This window comes from Clostridium sardiniense (assembly GCF_050584765.1).
GTDB classification, from domain to species: Bacteria; Bacillota; Clostridia; order Clostridiales; family Clostridiaceae; genus Clostridium; species Clostridium sardiniense_A.
Map to the genome: position 1 here is coordinate 451,451 of NZ_JBNOOR010000002.1, position 24,671 is coordinate 476,121.

The following is a 24,671-nucleotide window of genomic DNA, read 5'->3' on the forward strand; positions in this document are numbered from 1 at the left end:
TTAAAAGGTTGTCCATATACTACTTATTTTTACTAAATAAATTAATTCCTGATAGAATACATATAAGTGCAATAAATCCTAACCTTAACCAATTCATATAAAGCCAGAAGTCTCCTCCTAATATTATTTCTGGTGATGTATTAAATTCATCTGAATAAATCCCAATATTCCAAAATAATTTAAGTGATATTATTAAGCAAACAATGCTTAATATAAATATAGCTGACCTTACTACCTTCCCTTTCATATTCATTCCCCCCTCAAATCTATTAACTTCTACAATAAAATTTTACCCAATTTAGGCTTTATTTTATCTTTAAGAATAGACTCTATTTCTTTATCCCTTTAAATATTTATAAATTAATCTATATCTATCTCAACTCATAATCGTAATAATCCACCTGACAATCAATCTTAAAACCACATTTTTTATATAAATTAAGAGCTATTGGATTATTAGAATCTACATCAAGCACTACCTTATCACACTTTTCAATGCCATCCTTTATTGCATATCCAATAAGTTCCACTCCAAATCCTCTTCCTCGATATTTAGAATTAATTCCAACATTATAGATGTAAGCTTCTTCTTTATCATACTTTAAAGCAAAAGCTCCTATAGGAGTTTCATTTTCATAGACTATATATCCTTTTCTACTTTCTGAATTGATTATAGTATCAATAAAATTTTTATTATATTCTAAACCTGGAAATGCTTCTAAATTAATCTCAACATATATTTCTCTGTTTGAATTATTAAGTTCAATAAAACTCAAATCTGAATATTTTGGAATATCTTCAAGTCCATCATGAGCCATTTTATATTCTGAATGCTCCCATTTTGCTTCTTTAAATTTTTCCAAAACCGCAATTCCACTCTTACTTTTTGGCTCAACTACTAATAAAACTTTTTCAATGCCTACTTCTAACAATTCTTCTTTAGCACATTTAAATAATTCTTTGAAATATCCTTTTTCTCTAAACTTTAGATGAGTAAATGCTATCACTTCCCCCTCAGATGGGCTTGGGATAAATGTATTTAGAAAAGCAACCAATTCATCCTTTTCATATGCCAAATAAAAACAAGGAACTGTTTTATCAAAGTTAATTTCATTAGATAAAAAGGCATTACTTTTTAGACCTTCTTCCTTAAAAATGATATCTTCTAAATCCTTAATAGCCTTTATCTGCTTATCTGATAATATATTTGTTTTTTCAATTATCATATATGCACCTCCATTTCCAGAACAATTACAAATAATATTTTACCTTCCTATATATCTTCTTATCTATAGTATATTTTTATTTATAATTAGCTTTAATTCCGTATATTAAACTACTCTTTTCTAACCACCTTATTCTCCCTATTTATATATAAAGAAACCTCTCCACATTTAGGACATATTGCAACCCTAAGCTTTTCAAGTTTATCTGAAAAAGAACTTTTACTTGCTGAAATTCTTATGTTAGTAGTAAAGCTACCATCAATCTTAAAATCAAATCCTTCAATCATTTCGTTTTTACATCTTAGACAAGTCCTCATACTCAATCCCCCTAATTCTAAAAATAATAAAACTTTTTGCTAATAAACGTACGCCTTAAACTAAGCTCAAATCTTAAACTAACGCTCTAACACTATAACGAATCTTCAACTTATCTATCTTATACGAAACTTAAATACTTTTTATTACAATTATAACATATTTTTTCACAGCAATCGTGATATGTTACTTCTTGACACTCCCCCTAAAATACTATAATATGAATTGACTTATCAATTGAGGAATTTTTTATATTTGGATAGAATTATTAACTATACAATATGTAAAATAGACAGATTTTTAAAAAAGCAAATGATAAACGGGGGAAAATTTATGATAATTGGAAAGTTATTATTTATACTATTTGGAGTGCTTTTAACATTATGGGGTATCCATAGAATGAAAACAGATGATGCATTTTTTGGAAAAACTCAAAAGAGAAAAAATATATTTAATCTTTTATTAAATGGGCAAGCTTCTGGAATAGGACAATTCCTAAGCGGAATTCTATGTATAATTATAGGTATTGTATCCTTTATAATTAAATAATTTATAAAAGAGTGGAGTTAAGCTGTATTTCAAAGCTTAATTCTTTTTTTATAACTTCAATTAGACTTAATAATTACAAAAGAAAAAGCTATGAATATCATAAGATTTTCATAGCTAAACTTATATCAGATTTTTCTATTATAAAGTTTCGTCTTAAAAAATTTATTGATTCCACATTATCCCTCCCTTATGACCATTAGATATTCAATATCTATATAAGGTTCCCTTGTATTTATAAATATTTTATTAGAATTATCATTACAGAATATTATGTAAACAATGTTATAATAGGTATATTATAGTAATTAACTAAACTCTTCAATATTTTAAAGGAGATAAGATATGGATAATAATAAAACTCTAATATTTGAACCTATAACTAAAGATGATATTATTCCCTTAACCGATATAATGACAAGAGCTTTTGACTCTGATTCCAAGCTTCATACAGATAATGAAAAAGATGGCCCTACTGGATATGATAATGGAGACTTTCTAAGGAAGTGGGCTTTAGAATCACCTTCTGAATCCTATAAAATATTATTAGATAATAGACTTATAGGAAGCTTTATTGTGTTTATAAATGAAAATCAAGAAAACTACTTAGGTAATATCTTTATAGATCCTACTATTCATAACAAGGGGATAGAGCTAAAGGTATGGAATTATATTGAATCTAAATATCCAAATACTAAGAAATGGACTACTGACACACCAGGTTTCTCAAAAAGAAATCATAATTTTTATGTAAATAAATGTGGATTTAAAATAGTTAAGATACTTAATCCCCATGACTTAGATATCGAAACTTATGTGCTTGAAAAAGAAATACTATAAAAAGACTTTTATAAATTCACTTCAATTTAAACAATTATAATACAATAAAAGCTATGAATATCATAAGATTTTCATAGCTTCTATTGTATTATGAAGATAACATATTCTTAACTTTCTCTCTAACTTCTAATGGCAAATTTCCTTCTAACATTCTCTCTAATAAATCATATCTTTTAATTCCATTTGATACTATATATTTTTCTATCATATTTACCTTTGCTTCTCTACTCGGAATCAATTGATAAATTACATACCAATCTTCCAAAGAAGTAAAAGGAATATCTACTCCATTAATTTCTCTAGTTTCTGAAATTGAGCTATTATCAAAAACATATTCAAATACGCCACTATTATGATTAATTCTAAATCCAGCCATTACATCAACATCAACACCATTTATTACATACTCATAAAAATACTTTGTTGAATATGTAGCAGCCTTTTCCCATGGCTTTTTATAACCAATACTTTTAAGAATTTCATCTGCTTTATTAATATCTTTAATATCTACAAAGATATCTATGTCATTAGGCTTATCTATAAGACCAAATTGGTTTAATAATATGGAAGCACCTACTCCCCATACTACATTTGACTCATTAAGTTTTTTCCCTATATAACTTAGAGTATTAAACATGTTATTTATCACCTCTTACTTCTTATTTAGAATATTATATCACTTATATTTTAATCTTTATTAAATAAAAATATATCTAAAGCTATTATTATTTCTTATCCTTTTTATTTTTATCAAAAAAACCCAGAATGAATAATGTAGCACCTAATGCTGTTACTATATACAACAATTGATTCAATAATTTTTACCTCCTACGATAGTATATCTATTTAATATTTTATATTTTTATTATACATAATATATGGATTTAAATTCCATATCTGTAGCAAATTTAATATAATTTTTATGCGAATCTCTCCATAGAATAGAATGTTTCTATATACGATTACCATATAGGCGCTCCAATTCATCAGAAGTCATTCTACCAGTGCATAATAACTCTATAATTAAATTACCTTGCCTATCAATAGCAGTTACAACATAAACTTATTCTTTACTAATACCACGAATATCAATACTAAATTAAAACAGAGCCAAATAATTAAACATAAACTATCCTGAATAACTAATTTGAATAATTAAAAGTGAGTATTAAAAACCTAAATTTCTAATACTCACTTAATTATTTATCTTATTATCTTTACTTACCTTAGTAAACTTATTTAAACTATTTAATTAATAATCATATTTGTAATGTTTACCTTAGTAACTTTTAATTACTTAAGAAGCTCTTAAATAAATTTATTATTTCTTTCTTCTCTTAAGCATTCTAACACCTACACCTATTGAAGCTGCAGCTGCTGCAAGTCCTGCGAATCCAAATGCATATCCAGTTGGTGGTACTGGCTTGCTATTATCAGCTCCTGGCTTGTCTGTTCCTGGTTTATTGCCTTCTCCTGGCTTGTTTCCTTCTCCTGGCTTGTTTCCTTCTCCTGGTTTATTACCTTCGCCTGGCTTGTTACCATCATCTGGCTTATTTCCATCGTCTGGTTTGTTGCCGTCATCTGGCTTATTTCCATCATCTGGTTTGTTGCCGTCATCTGGCTTATTTCCTTCTTCAACCTCAGATACTGGAATTGCTATTCCATCTTGTGATGTTGTATCTTTTGAAGTTAATGTATTTTGGTACATTAAGTAGTAAGCTGATGCTGACCAACTGAAGTTTGTTGTATGAAGTCCCTTACCTGTTTCAGGATTATAATTTTCTCTTATTGCTCCATCTCCCATAAGTCCTTCTGCATTATTAAATAGTTTCTTTGCCATTCTTTCTGCATCTTTATCAAATCCATAGTTTTGAAGAGCTTCTACACCATATAGTGCTTGGTCCATCCAAACTGGTCCTCTCCAATATTTATCTGGATTGTACTTTGAATTATCCTTTGAAGCTGTTGGGAATGGTACAAATGTATCAAACTTTCCTGGGTCAGTCATATTATCTTTAACCATTTCAGCTTGTTCTTGTGTTGCCATCTTAGCCCATAGAGGAATCCAACCTTCAGTTCCTTTTCCTCTTTCATCTAACATGTTCTTCTTCTTTCCATCTGCACTTATTTGAAGATCATAGAAGAATCCTGTCTTTTCATCAAACATATTATCACTTACGTATTCTCTTACGTAATCTGCTTCCTTCTCATACTTCTTAGCATCACCATTTTTACCAAGCTCTTCTGCCATTGACTTTAAGAATGCTTTTTCAGCATAAAGATATGCATTTAAATCAGCTGATTCTTGGTTTATTGAATATCCAATAAGATTTCCCTTCTTATCTTTATTTTCAAATACCTTAACTCCAATATCTTCTCCGCCTGCTCCTTCTTTATCGAATCTAGTAGCATTATCCATACCACTTTCCCAAGCAGCAGCTAAGATTACTTCATCTTCATTAAATCTAGGATTTCCATCCTTATCTTTTACTATATTTCCATTTTCATCGTATAACCAATGAGCATCGTGAACCATTCCACCATATTCAGCTATACCATTTTTATCGTGGTCTCTATTTGTATACCACCAGTTATGGTACTCAACAAGTTTTGGATACATTTCCTGTAAAAAAGCCTTATCCCCTGTTGCTTCATATACATTCCAAACAGACCAAGCTGCTAATGCTGGCTTTGAATTTCTCTCATTCCAGTTACCACCATCTTCTCCTCTAGCTCCATCTTTGTTATAGAATATTGCATCAATTATTGCACCCTTATCTTGAGGTCTAACATCATCCTTACCACTTATTTGATAATCAAATAATGCTCTAATATTATCCTTAGCTAAATCTCCATTAAAGTTTGCTGTAGCAACTGCTTGCTTCCATGAATCCCATGCCCACATTCCTATAAACCATTTGTATGACATTGAAGGTATTATACCATCATGCTTTATAGCACCTGCTGCACTTCTCCAGTTTGTACTTAATGTTTCAATTGATTTTACAGCAGCATTTTTATATTCTGGATTTCTTGTGCTCTCTACATTTTCAAATGTTTTATCTAAATATCCTTGCCAACGTGTATTGTTATCTGCAAAGTGCTTGTCTCCATTTTTAATAAAGTCATCTAACTTTTTATTTTCTTGTTTAAGTTCCTTATCAGTAAATGTATAGCTTTGAGTTGAATATGTCTTAAACTCTCCCTTAGGTGCTATTGTTACTGCATCTTTTAATTTAGTAGTATACTCTTTTCCTTCAACTTTAGTTTCTACATTACCATCATATTTAACTGTAAACTTAGTTTCAGGAGTTGAGAAGAAGTTCCATGTATCTCTAAAATCTGAGAAGTTAACTTGAACTCCATCATTTGTAGCCTTTAAGCTTTGCTTTAAGTCTATAACCTTCTTACCTGTGTTAAACTCTCCAAAGATACTTCCTGTCCATTGAACATCTAAGTTTAATTCTTTATCTGTCTTATTTTCAATTTCTGTTCTTACAAGCGCACTTCTATTTGATGCAAATATAAGTTCTAAATTTAAGTTGAAATCTTCCATTTCATATACTTGTACTAATTTTCCTGGATAATAATCAAAGCTTACCTTTTTAGCTTTTGTTAAATCATATAATTCATCATTATCAGCATTTTTAACTTCTATCTTACTTATTGTATCTGACATATTTACAGGATACTCTTCCCCTATAATTACAGGTCCAGCAAATCCCCCATAAATATTTGTTGCATCTTCACTTGGAAGGTAGTATCCATGCCAAGCTCCCATATCTGAGAAGTTATTATACTTATTTGTTGAATATGATCCATATATTTCTGATGTAGGGTTTGCAGTTACATTAAGTACATTTTTGAAATCTGTAACCTGATCCCTTCTATCCTTTGCTAATGCGTTTATTCCCCCTAGGTTTCCAGCAATTACAGTTGCAGCTAAAACAGTAGCTATAAGTGTTTTTTTCTTAATTCTAAAAGCCATAAAATTATTCTCCCTTTCCAAAATTACTTTTTTTTTATAATTAATTAGTCGCGACACTATTATTAACTTAAATATATTTTTAAATTTATTTGTACATAAAAAATACCCAAATCAAAGTTATTCTAAACATATAACAGCACACTAATAGACCACAAAAAAGTATGGTTCTTTGCGTATAGCCAATGTAAGAATTAAATTTTGACTTAGGTATTGCCTCCTATTGAGTAACAATCCAATTGTTAAATTGTATAAATATCCTTTACAACCCAAATATTATCATGTAAAGGTTTAAAGGTCAATACTTTTCTTTAATTTTTTTGAATTTTTATTAAATATTTTTAACTTTTAGTGAATTTATTATCAATTTCGACATATGAATCAGTTTTCACTTACAGATAACTACATCATTCCATGTAAAAAACATAAAATAATATCCACCTAAACCACCAAAACTTAAGATAAAAATACTATTTATATCTAAATATCTAGCTAAATCTTTAACAATCTACTACACCCTAAAATTTCACTTTGCAAATTAAATTTTTATAATAATCATCATAATATCTTTTATAAAACAAAAATGACTAAACATATCTAGTGTATTAGATATGTTTAGTCATTTTAAATTTCAAATTTTATATTTTATACAGTCTTAACTAAAAATTGTTCTTTCAAATTCTCTTATCATACTCTTATTTCCATAATCAATCTTAACTTCATAAAGGCTTATTTCATCACTTGCTAAGTCATAATCTTCGAATTCTGAAGGTCTAGAACCTGAAGCATAGTCTTCTATAATATCATTTATAGCAGATACAGGTGCCATAGCATCCTTTTCATAGAATCCGCCATCTGTTGAATCTATATTTATACTAAGCATTGAATCTAATCCATCATCTAAACTTTCAATATCCATTATTCTATAATATTTAAGTATTAAATATAATGCTGTATTTAACTTCTTACAATCAACCTTTGGAAGTTCCTCTAATTGCTCTTCTGTAAGTAATACACCGTAGTTTATAACTCCTTCTATTACCTTTAAAGCTTCTAAGCTTGTTAATTCTGAATAATTTATACCCTTAATTAATTTTTCTTTATCTCCACTTTTAATACTGCTATTAACAATAATAATTTGTTTAAGTAATTCATTGATATCAAATTTTTTCATATGTACCATCTCACTTTTCTCTACTTTTATATACTATCATTGTAACAAAATTATAAAGACTAAAAATTAATTTGTAATTATTTTTTTATAAATAATTTATTACTTATTTTAATTACTCATACTTTAATGCATCAATTGGGTTAAGCTTAGCTGCCCTTGATGATGGATATAATCCAGCTAATATTGTAATTATTATTGCAAAACTTATTGTTATTAAACATATCCTAAGGGGTGATGCAAATACATTACCTAAAAATGATGTATCTGTGACCCCTTTAGATTTTAGTACATACGTTGCAATTGCCTTAATTACAACTAAGTTAAATAAAGAGAATAATGTTCCAAGTACTCCCCCTATAAATCCAATTGCTCCAGACTCTACTAAGAATATTGCCTTAATATCGCCTTTAGATGCACCAACAGCTTTCATAACACCAATAGATTTAGTTCTTTCATAAATAGACATAACCATTGTATTTATTACTCCAAGTGCTGCAACAAATAGAACTATTGCCCCACCAATTGCAAGTATTGATTTAACTACTATAAATACTGATTTAACTCTCTCTGCGACATCTTCCAATGAGAATGTTGTATATCCTAAATCCTTTTGAATATACTCATTGATTTTCTTAACATCAGAAGCATTCTTAACATTAACGCTTATAGTTGTTGGTCCAACTTTTGAATAAATATACTCATTATTTTTCATAAATTTATTTATCTTATCTGCCACCCCAATTGTTGTAGTTACGCTATCTGTCTCATTTACTTTTTCATTTATTACTCCAACTACTTTTACCTTTAGGTTCAGTGGTTTCTCTTTTATATTAGCAAAACTTTTATCTGCTATTATCTCTATTTCTTTTCCTATCATGTCTTTAGGATTATCTATTCCTAATTTCTTTGAAAGTTTTTCTGTAATCATACATTCATTTGCATTATTATCTTTAATTAAGTTACCTGATATTAAGTAGTTTATACTATCATCTTTCTTCTTTTGTCTTGCTGCATCAACATCTGACTCTGCATAGATACTATAATTGGTATCTACTCCATTAACAAAGCCAAGTTTAACACTCTTATCTCCAAGTTTTATGCTACTAACATCTGTCTTAAACATTGAAACTATATCTTGAACGTCCCCTTTTTCTTTAATCTTATTTATATTTTCTTTTGTAATTTCTTTAAATTTCACATCTGCTACTGCATTTTCATTAGTATTTTCGCTATCATCTACATCATCTTTATACTGAGTAGGTATAACTGATATAGCGTTTATGTTATTGAATTCTTCTAAAGAATCTGTTATTAAATTTTCAACGCCTTTTCCGAGGCTTACCATAGTAATTATAAGCATAACTCCAATAGCTACTGCAAAAGCAGTTAAAAATGTTCTAAGCTTTCTTCTCCCTAAATTAGAAAAAGCCATCTTTATGTAATCTTTAAATTTCATTTTTTCTTATCCCCTCTATTTTTCCATCCTTAATAGTTACTACTGTTTTGACCTCATTTGCCTGTTCATTATTATGAGTAACCATAATAATTGTGTATCCCTTTTTATTAAGATCCTTAAGTAATTGCATTATTTGCGCTCCAGATTTAGAATCTAGGTTACCTGTTGGTTCATCTGCAAATATTATCTCTGGATTATTTACAAGAGCTCTTGCAATAGCAACCCTTTGTCTTTGTCCCCCTGACATTTCTGTTGGCTTATTTCTAATCTTATCTTTAAGTCCAACTTTCTCTAAGGCTTCAGTTGCCATTTCAACTCTTTTCTTTCCAGATACCCCTGCAAATATAAGTGGCATCATAACATTTTCAAGTGCAGTCTGTGTTGATTCTAAATTAAAATTTTGAAATATAAATCCAGTCTTTGTACTTCTATACTTTGCAAGTTCTTTTTCCTTTGAAGTACTTATGTCTTTGCCATCTACCATAACTTGTCCAGTAGTTGGTTTATCAAGTCCCCCTATAATATGCATAAGAGTGGATTTACCTGATCCTGAAGGACCTACTATAGCCATGAAATCTCCATTTTCAATCTCTAGATTTATATTATCTAAAGCATTAAAAACTTCTTTTCCCATAGTGTATCTTTTATTAATGTTTTCTAGTTTTATCATTAGTTTATTCATCCCCCTAGCTGATATGTATTTTCCATTTTTTATTATATATGATTAAATTGTATTAATCTGTTATTTTAATCATTTGTTTACAGTGTAGGTTACTTAATATTTACAAATTTAATATGTAGTTTAAATTATATTTATATATTTTAAATTATTAACACTAATAAAATAATTATGTTTTAAAAGCTTTCTCCATTTATTATTTATTATTGTTTTTTATTATTTTCTATTGATTTTCCCAGATTTTTCTCTTATAATATTTTTAAAGATATCATTGTAGCGTCATAGGATAATGCCTAGCGTAATATTTTATAGGCCGGCAAAAGTACTAAGTCATAAAAAAATTACTTAGTGCTTTTCTTTATGCCTTTCATGACATACCCATATTATCAATATAAAAATCACTTATTATTTTTTATTACTTTTTATTAAAGTAATATGTAATTATTTGATTTTAGATTATTTATTCTATAAAAGATTATTAAAATTATATGGATTGGAGTTTTTATATTGTTTAACAAAGAAAGATTAGATGAAATATTAAATATCTTGGATAATGAAGGGAAAGTTAAAGTTAAAGACTTAAGTAAAAAATTCAGTGTCACAGAAGACTGCATTAGAAAAGACTTAAAGCAATTAGAACAAATGGATAAACTTCAAAGAACTTATGGTGGTGCTATTAAGCTTCGCAGATCTAAGCAAAATTATGAATTCTCTGACCGTAAAAAAATAGATATTTCTAAGAAAAGTATAATAGCAAAAAAAGCCTTAGATATTATTGAAGATAGAGATACAATCTTTCTAGATCTATCAACTACTAATATTTTAATTGCAAAGCTATTAGCCTCAAGTAAAAAGAGAGTTACAGTTGTTACAAACATGCTAGATATAATAAATATTTTATCTAGTGAAGATAATAATATAATCGTAATAGCTACTTCAGGAATATTAAGTAAGAACTTACATGGGTTTATCGGTCCTGTTACAATTGATCTTATTAGAAGATATAAATTTGATAAATCCTTTATAGGTAGTTGTGGAATTGATGTTTTTGATAAAAGTATTACCACTTTTGACATTGAAGATGGTATAACTAAAACTGCAATAATTGAGTCTAGTAAGAAAACTTTCTTAGTTATGGAAAACCAAAAATTCTATACTGACGGTAATTATAAATTTGCAACAATAGCTGATGTTCAAGGAATAATAACTGATGCTGTTCCAAATGATGAAATTGTTAATATATTAAATGAATATAATATAGAGTTATATTAGAAAAAGTCACAGATTAAAAACTGTGACTTTTTTCATTCTTATTAATTATCTGAAAAGTTATAATTTAAACTTTAGAATAAACATATACAAAAATATAATTTAAGCTTCACCATAATTGTTTGCAAAATATAAAAAACCTACCTTTTTAACTTTAAAATTATATATCCCAAATCCATTTCTATCTGTAAATCCTTTATTTTTAACATTATATATTTTAGAATTCTCATCTTCTAATGTTTCTTTATCTAAATTATGCTGAAATTCATTAAATTCTATATCTGCTATAATTGATTTTATAAAATATCCTTTAAAAAACAAATCACTTCTAATTGCAGCTGAAGGTGTCAAATGACTTAAAATAAAGATTACAGCTATAACTAAAATACCACTTATTATCATTTTTATTTTTCTCTTACTTATAATTTTCCGTCTTCTTTTCTCCCCCATACTATACCCATCCCCCTTCACTAAATAAAATTATCCTCTATAAAATTATTTATGCTATATAAATACAACTTATTATATTTAATTCTTTATAAAGCTTATTTACTATAACCATACGATTAATTTTAAATAATCAATATATCTAAAATATATTATTATAAATTTTTCTCCTATAAATCTTTGAAAATGATTCTTTTATACCTTATACTTAATATTAATAATAAACCATTTTTTTACATGTATCAATTTAAAAGGGGTGTTCTATATAGAAAATAATGAAGTTAAACAAACTACTAATGATAATAGGAACGTTATAGTAAAAAAAACTGTTAAGTCTGGACTTTCTTTTGGTTCTTGTCTAGCAATGATAATATCTTATACTGCATGGCATTCAATACCATGGGCAATATTCCATGGATTAATGAGCTGGATATATGTTATATATTATTTAATCAAATATGTATAAAGTCATTATGTAATTAATTCATTAAAAACTTTCACTAGCTCTTAAATACCTTAATAGATTCAATAAATTATTAAATCTAAAATAAATAAAGTACTTAGATATTTTAAAATATTTAAGTACTTTATTTATATATAACATATTTTTATTCTAACTAATTATTATAAACACCTTTTAATGTATCTTGGTCTATAATATGGCCTTCCATCTCTTTGTATAGTTCATTTAAATAGAATCCATCTCTTAAATCAAGTAATTTATCTAATGCAAAAACATGAATTTCATATGTGTGAGGTGCATCTGGAGGTGCCATTCCACCATAGTAACTTGATTCTCCTCTACTTAAATTTCCTCCAAGTTCACTATGCCAGCTATTAACCCCTTGAATAAAATCTTTAGCATTTTGGCTTTCATTTTCTCTAATATGGTCTTTAGTTATATTAGCTGCAACCCAATGAATCCATGTGAATCCTTTAGTTACAGGGTAAGCATCCTTATCTTCTAATACTAAAGCAAAAGATACTGTATTTGCTGGAGCATCTTCTATCTTTATAGGTAAAGAATATGTTGGCATACCAAAGCTATTAAATTCACTCCCCTTTTTACCATACTTTTCTTCAATGACACCATTATTGATGCCTGCACTGGTTACTTTCATAATATCTCTCCTTTATCTCAAGTTTAAATATTGATTAAATTACAAGACAATGAGATGCCTATGTAAATTATCCACTTTCCTTTTATCATGTCATGTGATAATTCAGAGCAGAGCCCGTAAAAGTATACTTTATCTTCATTATTTTTTCCTCAATTCTAAATTAAATATACAACCCAAATAAATATCCAGCTATAAATGAACTCTGCATTTTTACTATATTCTCTTTAAAATGTACATGATCTTTATAAATATCTTTTCCTAAAGTACTTGTAAATTTATAAAGATCAATAGATGCTACACCATTATCCATCATGATTTTATCTGCTATTTTATTGTATTTTAAAACATCCTTGTTATAACGCAAAAACCCAACCTTTCTCTTGTTATGGATTTCATCATCAACAGGAGTTGTTGTAATCCAAAATACCTTTTTAGCCATCTTATTAGCTAATCCAACAACCTCATTTAAGTTCTTCTCATAAGTCTCTTCATCTATCTGAATTTTTTTAGTATCTCTCTCTACTCTTATATCATGCAACCCACAATTTAGTAACAATATTTCGTATCTAACACCTTTATCATGTTCTTCTTTTAAATACTCTAATACCATAGAACTATCACCAGCATTTGCACCCTTAGGTTTATCTAAATCCTCCATGGCATCTTCTAAATTGCTTTTTCTTCCATAGTTATATTTACTTTTAATCATGTCCTCTAAATAAGGTCCATAATTTAAAGATATACTATCTCCAATAACAAATACTGTTTCTTTATTCATTTTTACTTCTCCATCTAATTATTATTTTATAAATCATTATACATAATAAATTTGAATTTTTTTGAGTTTATCTGTTAATAAAGAAGCACCAATCTGTAAAGATTGATGCCCAAAATTTTTATAGAATGTTCTTTAAATCTTCTAATTTATGTATCTCATATGTAGGTTTTATATCAGTATCATTAACTTTTTTATCTGGATTATACAGACAAGTATCAATTTCTGCATTTATTCCACCTTTAATATCAGCCGTTAAGCTATCACCTATCATTAATACTTTACTCTTATCTTTATAATTTATTCTATCTAATGCATATTCAAATATTCTAGCATCTGGCTTTGCTATCCCAATTCCATCTGAAATAATAACTGCATCAAAATATTTTCCTATAGTGGATTTATTTATTCTGTTGGTTTGCGTTTCCTTTAATCCATTAGTTACAATAGCTAGTCTATAATCTTTACTTAACTCATTAATAAGTTCCTCTACACCATCAAATAAAAATGTAGACATTCCTAAATACCTCATATATGTATTACTAATTTCTTCAGCATCTCTTTCAATATTTAATGCCTTAATAAGTCTTCTAAATCTATCAACCTTTAAATCTTTTGATGTAATTAATCCCTTCTCAAACTCCTGCCATATAAGAGTATTTATCTCTCTATACAATTTAATACATGCTTCTTTATCTTCTGATAAATTAAAATCATCTACACATTTTAAAAAGGCAAAATTCTCTCCCTTCTTAAAATCAAATAGCGTTTCATCAATATCAAATAATAATACCTCATATTTCATCCTTTAAATCCTCACTCTCTTAAGTACTCTAAACAATTATAATTACTTATTACAAATATTTCAAACTTATTTATATAATAATATGGGGGGTGCTTTAATGCTTATAGATATTATTTTAATCCTATCCGCTGCTTTACTTCCAAGTATAATGGTTAAACTTCTAGCTAAATCTCAAAGGGTGGTGAATTTTCTAAAACTTTATTCTAAAAATCTAATTACTATTTTAAAATTTACAAATGTAATTGGATTTATTGCTCTTTTTTATAACTACTCATTATTAGAGAAACGTATATTTATACTTTCATTATTCTCTATATTTTTAATATTTTTTAGTACCTCTTTATCACAATATATTAGAAATAATATTATTTTAAAAGAAAGTATAAAAAATTAAAGAGGTATTTTATTTAGTAGCTTAGTAATTAATTTATATGCGATTAATTTATTTATTGATTAACTTAGTATATTTTTATTAATCTAAATCTACTAAAAATATCTAAGATAATAAATAAAGGCCTACATATGTAAGCCTTTATTTATTATCTCCCATTAACTTTATTCCATAAATCATTTCTTATAATTAAATAAAATACTTTTATTTAATTACTTCTTTTATAATGTAAAATCTACAAATATATTAGATTATAAAATTAATTATAATACATAATATACCAGCAATAATTACTGAAATCATACTTATACTTGCACTTATAGTTGTCTTAAATCTATTTCTCCCTTTATCTTGCTCCATCTTCGATATTTCAAGATTAGCACTTCCTATATATTGAGCATTATTCTGCCCAAGCCCTTGAATTGATGTACCCATAGGGTCTCCTCCAACGCAGGAGAAAAGACCAATAATAGTAAAGGCAATCCCTTCACAAAATAAAATATCCTTAAATACATAATGTGTATGTCTAGCTATTATTAATGCAAAACCAAATAATATAGCAGCTAGTACTACTCCCCAAACTACACATTTAATCAGGTCTTTAAATTGAATTTTCCCCACAATAAAATCCCCTTTTTATTAAAATGCTTTATATACTATCTTATGATAATTATAATCTTTATATCCTATCTTATGATAATTATAATTTAGTTACCATAAATTGTATATAATATATGTAAATTCAGTAAATTTTATTAGCCTAAACTTAGAGTTCATAAAAACTCCCCAATATCTATAAATATAAAAAGCTATTAGTTTCACTTAAACTAATAGCTTTCTATTTTAGTTATCTATTTCAATTTTGCTTATATCTTTTCTTTATTTTTAAGTTTTTCTAAGGCTGTATTTATACGCTTAATCCTTGTTTCCTCTTTTTTTGCTGACTCTATCCAATTAACATATTTTCTTTGCATTGAAAATGATAAGTCATTCCAAAATTCTTTTATTTCATTATCACTTTCCATACCATTAACTAATTCCTTTGGAGGTACAACTACTCTTTCCTCCTCATCCTTCTCAATAGTTACATCAATAATATCCCCAGGCTCCTTTCCAATAGTTTTTCTTATAGCTTGAGTAATTCCTATAATATAACAAGGGGCTCCCATCTTAACTATTGAACCTCTATAATTAACTCCATCAAAAGTTGCTTTTACCTTAACTCTTTTACTTCCATAAGTTTTTTCAACATCAAATGGAATTTCAATATAAGCTCCATCTTTATCTTCTAACTTTTTAATTTCTGCTTTAAACTTCTCCATTAGTTTGTCATCCTCTCATAAAAAACTATATCTTCATAATATTATTTTAATTATATATTATAAATTTTACTCTTACTATACCATCCGTGTAACAGGTGGTTTCTTTAACCTAAACAAAACAAAAAAGGAGTATCTCTACTCCCTTTTGTAATATATTATCTATCTTTATTCTCACCCTTTTAATGTTTACTATCACCTTTAAAAGTTAACTCTCAAACTTTTTAAATTTACTTTCGCCCTTTTAAAGTTAACTCTAAATCTTTAAAAATTCTTCTCTATGACCCTTTCTCTCTTCTTTAGATCTTTATACCATATTATTATTCTTTACTATCATTTACATCTTCTGTTTTAGCTTCAATCTTTTTTTCATCTACATTTTCTGTTTTAGCTTCAATCCTTTTACCCATAAATGGCCACCAACTTGCTTCTCTAAATATTCTAACCATAGCTGGTATAAATAATGGAAGAATAACTATTGCATAAAGAAGTATTCCTGTAAGTACAACTAATGATATTTCAACAAGAGATAAAACTCCTGATGGAAGTAATGCTGCAAATGTTCCGCTTAGTATAATTACAGCTGAGATTATAACTCCTCCCATTACCTTCATTGTCCTAATCATACGCTCTTTAATTGGCATGCCTTCATATTGATTAAATCTTGTCATTATAAATATAGAATAGTCTATTCCAAGTGCCATTAAAACCACAAATCCAAAGAAGGATGTTATCCATGATATTCCCGGATACCCCATTATCTTCTCTACAATAAGTTCTACTATACTTAATGAAGTAAAGTAAGTTAATATTAGGGATGCCATTAAGTAAATTGGCATAACTAATGATCTTAATATACAAACTAATACAATTGATACACCAATAATAACAAATGCTACTGCCTTCTTATAATCTGTATTTGCCATTAATTTAGTTTCATAGCTTGTACTAACTATACCACCAATACCAACATTAGCATTTTCAAGCGCAGTTCCCTTAACGCTATTTTCTACAGTATCCTTAATCTTTGGTATCTCTGCCATAGCTTCATTAGAATATGGATTTTCGTTAAATGATACATTTATTTCTGTTAGTTTTCCATCTGGACTAATATATTGATTTAATGCCTTTTGGAAGTCACTATTATTAAATATTTGCACTGGTACAGAAATTCCTGAATCATTATATGAAAGATTTGCCCAGTCATTAATGTAACCATTAGCATATTTAAGTCCATTTTGAATTTCCTCTAAACCACTTGCACCTGATGATAATCCAGAAGATAATTCATCAACTTGATTTGAAAATTCTTTAAACCCATTCTTTATTTGAGCCTGTCCTGATTTAATTTGAGTTAATGCACTTGATATTTCAGGTGCTTTTCCTAATATCTCTTTGCTTCCGCTATCTGTTTTATCTAACCCATTATCTAAAGCATCTAACCCTGCCTCTAATTGACTAATACCAGTATTAAATTCACCTAGTCCTTTACTTACTTCAGCTGATTTTGAATTTAATTCATTCATTGAAGTAGCTAAAAGCTTAATTCCATTGTTTAGTTCGTTTAATTGATCAATAGACCCCTTTATTTTACTAGCTACTTGATTTTCTATTTGCTTTTGTAAACCGCCTGTTTCTTTAGCTAATTGTTCTATATAATTAACTACAGCTTTAAAGTTACTGTCTCCCATAACTTCAGGATGCTTATTTATATATTCTGTTAAGTTAGAGTTAAGAGAATCAAATATTTTTTGAAGCTCTGAAGTATCTATTACATTTGCACCTGAATTAATTTTTTGAGTAAATCCATTTAATTTATTTGATACTTCATTTAGATTTTTCGCTACTTCTACATATCCATTTTGTATCTCACTTTGTCCTGTTTTTAACTCTTGTAATTTACCCTTTGCATCTGCGATTCCTGATTTTAATTTATCTGTACCGCTTGTTTCTAAGTTTATACTATCAGTTAATTCGTTTAATGCTTGTTGTAATTGCTCTACACCGTCTTTTGTCTTAGATGTACCATTTTGAAGTTTTGTAACATCCTTTTGCGCAGTAGAAAGCTGTGGCTTTGAAGCATTTAGCTTATCACTTGCACTACTTAATCCGTCCTTAACCGTATTTATTCCATTTGTAGCTTTATCTACACCTTTATTAACTTGACTTGCTTGATCATTTACATAAATCTGATCTAGTCTTGTACCTTCTGGTCTTGTAACACTTAAAACTGAAGTAATATTGCTATTAGAATTTTTAAGATCCTCTGATATCTTTTCTATTAATGCAATATACTCTGGAGTCTTCATATTAACATCATTTTCAATATAAATTGATGTCGTAGAAGCCTTACCTTCACCAAAACTATCAGTTAAAATATTAAAACCTTGTTTTGAAGAATACTGATTTCCTATTTCATTTACATTATTAAAGGATTCCTCTCTGTTGTTTAACATAATAAATGGAATAGTTACAACAGCAACTATAATAAGTGTTTGTATTGGCCTTTTAAAAGCAAATAAGCCAAGCTTTCCCCATACTTTATTTTCTTTTTCTCCAGTGTTCTTTTTAGATGGCCAGAATACATTTCTGCCAAGTAAAGCCATAAATGCTGGAACTATTGTAAATAAAGCTAGTACCAAGAATACTATACCAATTGCAACAGCTACTGCACTTCTATAAAGATTAAAGGAAATAAAGTTAAGTGAAGCAAATACTACAAATACTGGTGTTGCACTAAATAATACTGTCTTACCTGCTGTTTTGTAAGTTATTTTTATAGCTTCAAATCTATCTTTTCCATTTGCTAACTCCGCTTTAAATCTACTTAATAAAAGAATTGAGTAGTCAGTACCTATACCAAACATTATACAAATCATAAATATCTGCGTATAATTTGAAAGTGGAAAATTAAATCTATGAGCTAATATAGCTACAACATCTTGAGCCACAAGATAACTTATTCCAATTGTCATTAATGGAATAAATGGTGCAATTATTGATCTAAATACTATTATTAATACAATAAGTATAAATACTATTGTTATACCTTCTGTTTTTTCGAGGCCTTTTTGTGCCGCTATGTTTACATCATCTTGTATTAATTTATTTCCTGTAATGTAAGTTTGAACTCCTGGCGTCTTTATCTCAGATTCAAGTTTCGCTCTTATATCATTAAGATTTTCTGGAGTTGAGTTTAATGTAAATAATACAATTATTGTTTTATTATCCTTTGATACCATTTGAGATTTTAACTGTGGATTATTAAAGCTATCTAATACATTTGATATATGGAGATTATTTTCATCATTTTTCAAATTATTTACCGTCTGTTTTATATTTTCTTTATTTGCATTTGTAAGTTCACTATCTGAATGAAAAACTGCTATACAAGAATCATTAGAATCTAGCCCATGATCTTTAGCTAATTGTTCTGCTACTTTTGAAGAATAACCATTTGGTAGCTGTACTCCTCCCTTTTCACTAACTAGTTTTGTAAGTGATGGAGATACTACTGTTAAAAATATTATTGCTACTATCCAAATGAGCAATGGAATGCATTTTAATATCTTTTTCCTGCCATTATGCTCGCCCTTCTGCTCCATAAATCACTCTCTCCTTTTTTAATTTTTATTTAATCTCTATCCATCATTCTTTTAATTAAAATAATTAATTAAAACGAATTATATACTTTTAATAACCCAAAGCTTATGTATTTAAATCATTATGTATTTGAAACTACATTCAAATACATAATCAGTATATCAACTGCCAAAAAAAAGTCAAAAATAGAAGAACTATTTTTAGTAGTTCTTCTTAACAATAGTTTATATCTTTATTGTTTTTAAAATACTCTCTTAATATTATTCACACTTTATCAATTACACACTATCTAATATGTATCTATTTATTATTGAATTTTCTATATTTTATATCATTACTTCAATAAAATTTCCTTATATCATTCATATTCACATATTAGTGTTCATGGCAATTTTAAAGATTTAGTTAACAAAAAAAATTATTTTTCTATAATACATAATAATTGTATATTCTACTTACTTTTCTCCATGTAACAAATTAATCCTAACCCTATTATTATAAATGGAAGTATTACAATACTTAAGACAAAATATTTTGGAGGTGCAAAATCCTCAATGAATGTAAGAATTATCATAAATAATATTAACTCAATATGAAACTTCTTAGATACCATAATAACTACTTCCTTTCCATAATTATTAGTATTACAATAATAATATATATGGAAATTATAGAAAATATAGGTGAGTTCGTATTATATGGTTAAAATCATTTCATTATTAATGAATTTAGGAGGTAAATATGCTAGGTGTTGTAGGAATAATATGTATAGGCGCTGGTTTTTTACTTAAGATTTTTCCACCACGGAAAATTAATTGTATATATGGTTATAGAACCCCATCATCAACGAAAAATCAAGATACATGGAATGAGGCACAAAAATATTCAGCAAATTCTTTTATTGTATTGAGTTTTATTTATCTAGCTTTAGGATTTGTTTTAAGTCACTTATTTGAAAATATTAGTATAATCTATGAAAATATAATAATTTTACTAGGTGTTATTATTATGATTATTCTTGATGAATTACACTTGAAAAAGATTTTTAATAAAGACGGAAGTAGAAAAAGTTCTAGTATAAATAAAAATTAGAAGGATATCATTCATCCTTCTAATTTTTATTTATAAATTATTTTTTTAAATGATTTCTCTTAGTACATGTATGTGCAAAAATTTCTCCTATAATTAGAGTTACTATCGTTCCTATTAAAACAGGTATTTTTACTCCAATTTCCTCTGGAGTATTTTCTAATGGTATAACACTAAATCCTACAGATGCAGCTAATAATATTAATGGTACTATAGCTATTATCTTTATCTTTAAATTACTTCCACTTACTTTAAATGGTCTTTCTATGTCTCCATCAATCTTTCTAAGCTTTAAGAATGTTGGGAATAACATTATATATGATAAAAGCAATGCAACAACATTTAATCCAAAGAATGACCAAAATATGTCCTCACTTGGTATAAAAGGTGCAGCTACAACAAGTACTGTTGCTATAACTCCATTTAATATATTTGCACCCTTAGGCATTCCCTTTTTATTTACTGTTCCAAATATTTTAGGAAGAGCATTATTATCTGCAGCATATTTAGCTGTAAAATTAACACCACTTGCCCATGATATTAAGTTTCCTGCTAAGGTAAACATAAACATTAAACCTATAAGTACAACAAACCATTTAGCATTTCCATCTAATAATAATATAAAACTATCTATAAGTCCTCCAGATGAGCTTAACTCCTCTTTAGGAACTGCAACGCCCATTCCAAAAGAAGCTAAAAGATAAAAACCAGTAATTAGTACGCCACCTATAATTATAGCTTTAGGTATTTGCTTTTTAGGATTTTCCATTTGTGATGCAAATGATGATACTACTTCAAATCCCATGAAATTAAATATTATAACTGATATAAAAGATAATCCAGCTGGATCTAAACTTGGAAGGAAGGTTTCAGCTGAAAAATCATTAGCAAACCCTTTTGTAGCTGCTACATATATTCCTAGAGCTCCAAGAGATACCATAATTATAACTTTAAATACAGCTGATATATTTAATAACAATTTATTATCACTTACAGGAGAACTACAAACAAATACAACTAACCATATAAATACTAATTGAATTGGTATATAAATCATAGTTGGAAGTGCATTTCCAGTTAATTGTTCTATTATCCCTGTAAATAATACTGCTAGTGAACCAATCCATAATGGATAATTAACCCAATATAACCATGCAACTCTTGAACCCCATTTTTCACCAAATGCCCTATTTGTCCAATCGAACATTCCACCTTCACTTTCGTAGGTAGTTCCAAGCTCTGCTGTTACAAGTCCATAAGGCATAAAGAATCCAATTACTATTAATATCCACCAAAAATATTGAGAGTTACCTATAGCTGCTGCTGGAGCTGCTGCTTCTGCTACTAGAACTATACATACAGCCGCAAGAACAGCCTCAAATAATTTAAATTTCTTATTTTTAACGCTCATCATTATTTCCTCTCTTCACAAAAATTTATATAAACTTAAAGATAATTTCCAAACACACATTTAATAAAATTAGCATTTAGTGCATATGCATTTAAATTCACATATGCACCAAAGTGCTATTCAAATCCTACAAATAAATTTCAGTTCCACTCTCACCATTTATAGCTTGGGCAGCTTTTTCTAAGGACGCTATTATAGCTCTTCTATTTTTTCCACCTTTTACGAAATCCATGGCAGCTTGTACCTTTGGTAACATACTACCTGGTGCAAATTGACCTTCATTACAATAGGCTATAGCTTCTTCTACTGACATTTTTTTGACCTCTTGCTGATTAGGTTTATTAAAGTTTATAGCTACTCTATCTACTGCTGTTAATATAAACAAGTATTCTGCATCAATGCTATTTGCTAATTTAGCTGCTGCAAAGTCTTTATCTATAACAGCTGGAATACCTTCTAAATTACCATCTTCATTTTTAACTACTGGTATTCCACCTCCACCACAAGCAATAACAATAAATTCATTATCAAGCATATTTAATATTGATTCTTTTTCTACAATTTCAACTGGTTTTGGAGATGGTACTACTCTCCTATATCCTCTTCCTGCATCTTCTTTAAATATTACATTTTTATTTTCTACCATTAACTTTTCAGCAACTTCTTTTGAGTAATATCCTCCTATTGGCTTTGTTGGATTTTCAAAAGCTTCATCATTTTTATCTACAATAATTTGTGTAGCTATTGTTGCAACATGCCATGGCATTTTTCTATTGTTTAATTCATTTCTTATTCCTTTTTGTAAATGATATCCTATATACCCTTGTGACATAGCCGTACATTCTGGAAGTTCAACACTTACTATCTTATCGTTTACTTTACTGCCTTCATCAAAGGCTAAATTAATCATTCCAACTTGTGGCCCATTTCCATGAGCTATTATTATTTCATTTCCATTATCAACTAAGTCAAGTAATGATTTTGATGCTGCTTTAACTTTTTCTTCTTGCTCCTTTGGAGTATTTCCAAGTGCATTTCCTCCAAGAGCCACAACTATTCTAGCCATAAAGCCACCCTAAACGTTAGCCTTAGGTAATTGTTGTGTTATGCAGTGAATATTTCCACCACCTAAAAGTATTTCCCTAGCATGAATACCAACTACTTTTCTATCTGGGAATAATTTTTCTAATAAAGCTTTTGCAACATCATCCATCGGATCGTTAAATAATGGGAATACTATTCCTCCATTTGCTATATAAAAATTAACATATGATGCTGCAAGCCTGTCTCCTTCCTCCCTTGGAAGAGTTCCATCTACTGCATCAACACCTTTACTTTCAGCATCAGTTATTAATACTGGTTTTGGCATATGCATTTTGTGTACTGTTAACTTTCTTCCCTTTGCATCAACTTCATTTGTTAAAACTTCATAAGCAGCACTTGAAATACTATATTGAGGATCTTCTTTATCATCAGTCCAAGCCAATAAAACTTCTCCTGGTCTTACAAAGCAGCATATATTATCAACATGTCCATTTGTTTCATCATTATATATTCCATTTTTAATCCATATAACTTTTTCAACGCCTAAATGTTCTTTTAAATTTTCTTCAATACTACTTTTTGAAAGTTCTGGATTACGACCTTCACTTAATAAACACTCTTCAGTAACCATACAAGTTCCTTCACCATCTACATGTATTGAGCCACCTTCAAGAACAAATCCATTAGTTCTATATCTTTTAACTCCTTCAAGTTCACATACTTTTTGAGCAACTTGATCATCTTTATCCCAAGGGAAATATAATCCGTCAACTAGTCCGCCCCACGCATTGAACTCCCAATCAACACCTCTAACTTCTTTGCCATTAGTTACAAATGTAGGACCGCAATCTCTAACCCATGAATCATTATTAGACATTTCTACAACTCTAATGTTTTCATCTAACATTTGTCTTGCATTACTATATTGATCTCCATTTACAAGTACAGTAACTGGCTCAAATTCATTTATAGCTCTTGCAACATTTACAAATACTTCTTGTGCTGGTTTACCTCCAAGTCTCCAGTTATCTGGTCTTTGTGGCCATAAGATAAAGCATCCTGCATGTTCTTCAAATTCTCCTGGCATTCTAAATCCATCTTGTTTTGGTGTTGTATTTAAACTTTTCAAAATTAATCTTCCTTTCTAACTTTATTTAATAATCCTTATGTGACATA

At 28.3% G+C, this 24,671-nt stretch carries 24 protein-coding genes and 1 pseudogene; 5 read left to right on the plus strand and 20 right to left on the minus strand.

Features of this window, described 5'->3' with window-relative positions; translation table 11 throughout:
• Positions 1 to 19 precede the first annotated feature (19 nt).
• From ACQPUW_RS11915 to ACQPUW_RS11925, 3 genes are all read right to left on the minus strand, one after another.
• Positions 20 to 247, minus strand: a complete 228-nt coding sequence (locus ACQPUW_RS11915; RefSeq protein WP_430837720.1) for a hypothetical protein — start codon at positions 245 to 247, stop codon at positions 20 to 22.
• A gap of 124 nt (positions 248 to 371) precedes the next feature.
• Entirely contained in the window at positions 372 to 1,226 is an 855-nt protein-coding gene (locus tag ACQPUW_RS11920) for a GNAT family N-acetyltransferase (protein ID WP_430837721.1), read from the minus strand.
• A gap of 110 nt (positions 1,227 to 1,336) precedes the next feature.
• Positions 1,337 to 1,543, minus strand: a complete 207-nt coding sequence (locus ACQPUW_RS11925; RefSeq protein WP_430837722.1) for a hypothetical protein — start codon at positions 1,541 to 1,543, stop codon at positions 1,337 to 1,339.
• Positions 1,544 to 1,874: 331 nt separating this feature from the next.
• On the opposite strand from ACQPUW_RS11925, the gene ACQPUW_RS11930 reads away from it, so the two are divergent.
• On the plus strand, positions 1,875 to 2,090 hold the full coding sequence (locus ACQPUW_RS11930; protein ID WP_430837723.1) for a hypothetical protein: 216 nt from the start codon (positions 1,875 to 1,877) through the stop codon (positions 2,088 to 2,090).
• A gap of 342 nt (positions 2,091 to 2,432) precedes the next feature.
• Positions 2,433 to 2,927, plus strand: coding sequence for a GNAT family N-acetyltransferase (locus ACQPUW_RS11935; protein WP_430837724.1), 495 nt, complete (start codon positions 2,433 to 2,435; stop codon positions 2,925 to 2,927).
• Positions 2,928 to 3,015: 88 nt separating this feature from the next.
• Here the strand turns inward: ACQPUW_RS11935 and ACQPUW_RS11940 are convergent, their stop codons facing one another.
• The 6 genes and pseudogenes from ACQPUW_RS11940 to ACQPUW_RS11965 all read right to left on the minus strand — a co-directional run bounded on the left by ACQPUW_RS11940 (position 3,016) and on the right by ACQPUW_RS11965 (position 10,212).
• Entirely contained in the window at positions 3,016 to 3,564 is a 549-nt protein-coding gene (locus ACQPUW_RS11940) for a nucleotidyltransferase (RefSeq protein WP_430837725.1), read from the minus strand.
• Positions 3,565 to 3,810: 246 nt separating this feature from the next.
• Positions 3,811 to 4,011, minus strand: a pseudogene (locus ACQPUW_RS11945) (IS1595 family transposase); the annotation flags it as partial.
• Positions 4,012 to 4,248: 237 nt separating this feature from the next.
• Entirely contained in the window at positions 4,249 to 6,915 is a 2,667-nt protein-coding gene (gene ygjK / locus ACQPUW_RS11950) for an alpha-glucosidase (protein WP_430837726.1), read from the minus strand.
• Positions 6,916 to 7,567: 652 nt separating this feature from the next.
• Positions 7,568 to 8,086, minus strand: a complete 519-nt coding sequence (locus ACQPUW_RS11955; RefSeq protein ID WP_430837727.1) for a hypothetical protein — start codon at positions 8,084 to 8,086, stop codon at positions 7,568 to 7,570.
• A gap of 112 nt (positions 8,087 to 8,198) precedes the next feature.
• On the minus strand, positions 8,199 to 9,542 hold the full coding sequence (locus tag ACQPUW_RS11960) for an ABC transporter permease (RefSeq protein WP_430837728.1): 1,344 nt from the start codon (positions 9,540 to 9,542) through the stop codon (positions 8,199 to 8,201).
• Positions 9,532 to 10,212, minus strand: a complete 681-nt coding sequence (locus ACQPUW_RS11965) for an ABC transporter ATP-binding protein (RefSeq protein WP_430837729.1) — start codon at positions 10,210 to 10,212, stop codon at positions 9,532 to 9,534. The genes ACQPUW_RS11960 and ACQPUW_RS11965 overlap by 11 nt, the downstream gene beginning before the upstream one ends.
• Before the next feature lie 516 nt (positions 10,213 to 10,728).
• On the opposite strand from ACQPUW_RS11965, the gene ACQPUW_RS11970 reads away from it, so the two are divergent.
• Complete coding sequence (locus ACQPUW_RS11970) at positions 10,729 to 11,493, plus strand: DeoR/GlpR family DNA-binding transcription regulator (RefSeq protein WP_430837730.1); 765 nt, start codon at positions 10,729 to 10,731, stop codon at positions 11,491 to 11,493.
• A gap of 99 nt (positions 11,494 to 11,592) precedes the next feature.
• Here the strand turns inward: ACQPUW_RS11970 and ACQPUW_RS11975 are convergent, their stop codons facing one another.
• On the minus strand, positions 11,593 to 11,940 hold the full coding sequence (locus tag ACQPUW_RS11975; protein WP_430837731.1) for a hypothetical protein: 348 nt from the start codon (positions 11,938 to 11,940) through the stop codon (positions 11,593 to 11,595).
• A gap of 253 nt (positions 11,941 to 12,193) precedes the next feature.
• Here ACQPUW_RS11975 and ACQPUW_RS11980 point away from each other — a divergent pair, with 253 nt between their 5' ends.
• Positions 12,194 to 12,403, plus strand: a complete 210-nt coding sequence (locus ACQPUW_RS11980) for a hypothetical protein (protein ID WP_430837732.1) — start codon at positions 12,194 to 12,196, stop codon at positions 12,401 to 12,403.
• A 151-nt stretch (positions 12,404 to 12,554) separates the two neighbouring features.
• Here ACQPUW_RS11980 and ACQPUW_RS11985 read toward each other — a convergent pair whose 3' ends face one another.
• The 7 genes from ACQPUW_RS11985 to ACQPUW_RS12015 all read right to left on the minus strand — a co-directional run bounded on the left by ACQPUW_RS11985 (position 12,555) and on the right by ACQPUW_RS12015 (position 20,564).
• The gene (locus tag ACQPUW_RS11985; protein ID WP_430837733.1) at positions 12,555 to 13,058 is read right to left on the minus strand and encodes a YbhB/YbcL family Raf kinase inhibitor-like protein; all 504 of its coding nucleotides are present in this window, start codon (positions 13,056 to 13,058) and stop codon (positions 12,555 to 12,557) included.
• A gap of 160 nt (positions 13,059 to 13,218) precedes the next feature.
• Positions 13,219 to 13,836, minus strand: a complete 618-nt coding sequence (locus ACQPUW_RS11990) for an SGNH/GDSL hydrolase family protein (protein ID WP_430837734.1) — start codon at positions 13,834 to 13,836, stop codon at positions 13,219 to 13,221.
• A gap of 118 nt (positions 13,837 to 13,954) precedes the next feature.
• Positions 13,955 to 14,638 carry a YjjG family noncanonical pyrimidine nucleotidase gene (locus ACQPUW_RS11995; protein WP_430837735.1) on the minus strand — a complete coding sequence of 228 codons (684 nt, stop codon included), beginning with the start codon at positions 14,636 to 14,638 and terminating at the stop codon, positions 13,955 to 13,957.
• Between the two features lie 637 nt (positions 14,639 to 15,275).
• A complete protein-coding gene (locus ACQPUW_RS12000; RefSeq protein ID WP_430837736.1) occupies positions 15,276 to 15,650 on the minus strand; it encodes a hypothetical protein in 375 nt (124 codons plus the stop codon).
• A gap of 245 nt (positions 15,651 to 15,895) precedes the next feature.
• A complete protein-coding gene (locus ACQPUW_RS12005) occupies positions 15,896 to 16,351 on the minus strand; it encodes a DUF1905 domain-containing protein (RefSeq protein ID WP_430837737.1) in 456 nt (151 codons plus the stop codon).
• A 317-nt stretch (positions 16,352 to 16,668) separates the two neighbouring features.
• Entirely contained in the window at positions 16,669 to 19,953 is a 3,285-nt protein-coding gene (locus ACQPUW_RS12010; protein ID WP_430837738.1) for an MMPL family transporter, read from the minus strand.
• Positions 19,954 to 20,402: 449 nt separating this feature from the next.
• Entirely contained in the window at positions 20,403 to 20,564 is a 162-nt protein-coding gene (locus ACQPUW_RS12015) for a hypothetical protein (RefSeq protein ID WP_430837739.1), read from the minus strand.
• A gap of 128 nt (positions 20,565 to 20,692) precedes the next feature.
• Between ACQPUW_RS12015 and ACQPUW_RS12020 the strand changes: the two genes are divergently transcribed.
• Entirely contained in the window at positions 20,693 to 21,043 is a 351-nt protein-coding gene (locus ACQPUW_RS12020; RefSeq protein WP_430837740.1) for an SdpI family protein, read from the plus strand.
• Positions 21,044 to 21,080: 37 nt separating this feature from the next.
• Here ACQPUW_RS12020 and ACQPUW_RS12025 read toward each other — a convergent pair whose 3' ends face one another.
• From ACQPUW_RS12025 to aguA, 3 genes are all read right to left on the minus strand, one after another.
• Positions 21,081 to 22,454, minus strand: coding sequence for an APC family permease (locus ACQPUW_RS12025; protein ID WP_430837741.1), 1,374 nt, complete (start codon positions 22,452 to 22,454; stop codon positions 21,081 to 21,083).
• A 124-nt stretch (positions 22,455 to 22,578) separates the two neighbouring features.
• On the minus strand, positions 22,579 to 23,517 hold the full coding sequence (gene arcC / locus ACQPUW_RS12030; protein ID WP_430837742.1) for a carbamate kinase: 939 nt from the start codon (positions 23,515 to 23,517) through the stop codon (positions 22,579 to 22,581).
• 9 nt (positions 23,518 to 23,526) lie between these two features.
• Complete coding sequence (aguA, locus tag ACQPUW_RS12035; RefSeq protein WP_430837743.1) at positions 23,527 to 24,624, minus strand: agmatine deiminase; 1,098 nt, start codon at positions 24,622 to 24,624, stop codon at positions 23,527 to 23,529.
• Between the last annotated feature and the right edge of the window lie 47 nt (positions 24,625 to 24,671).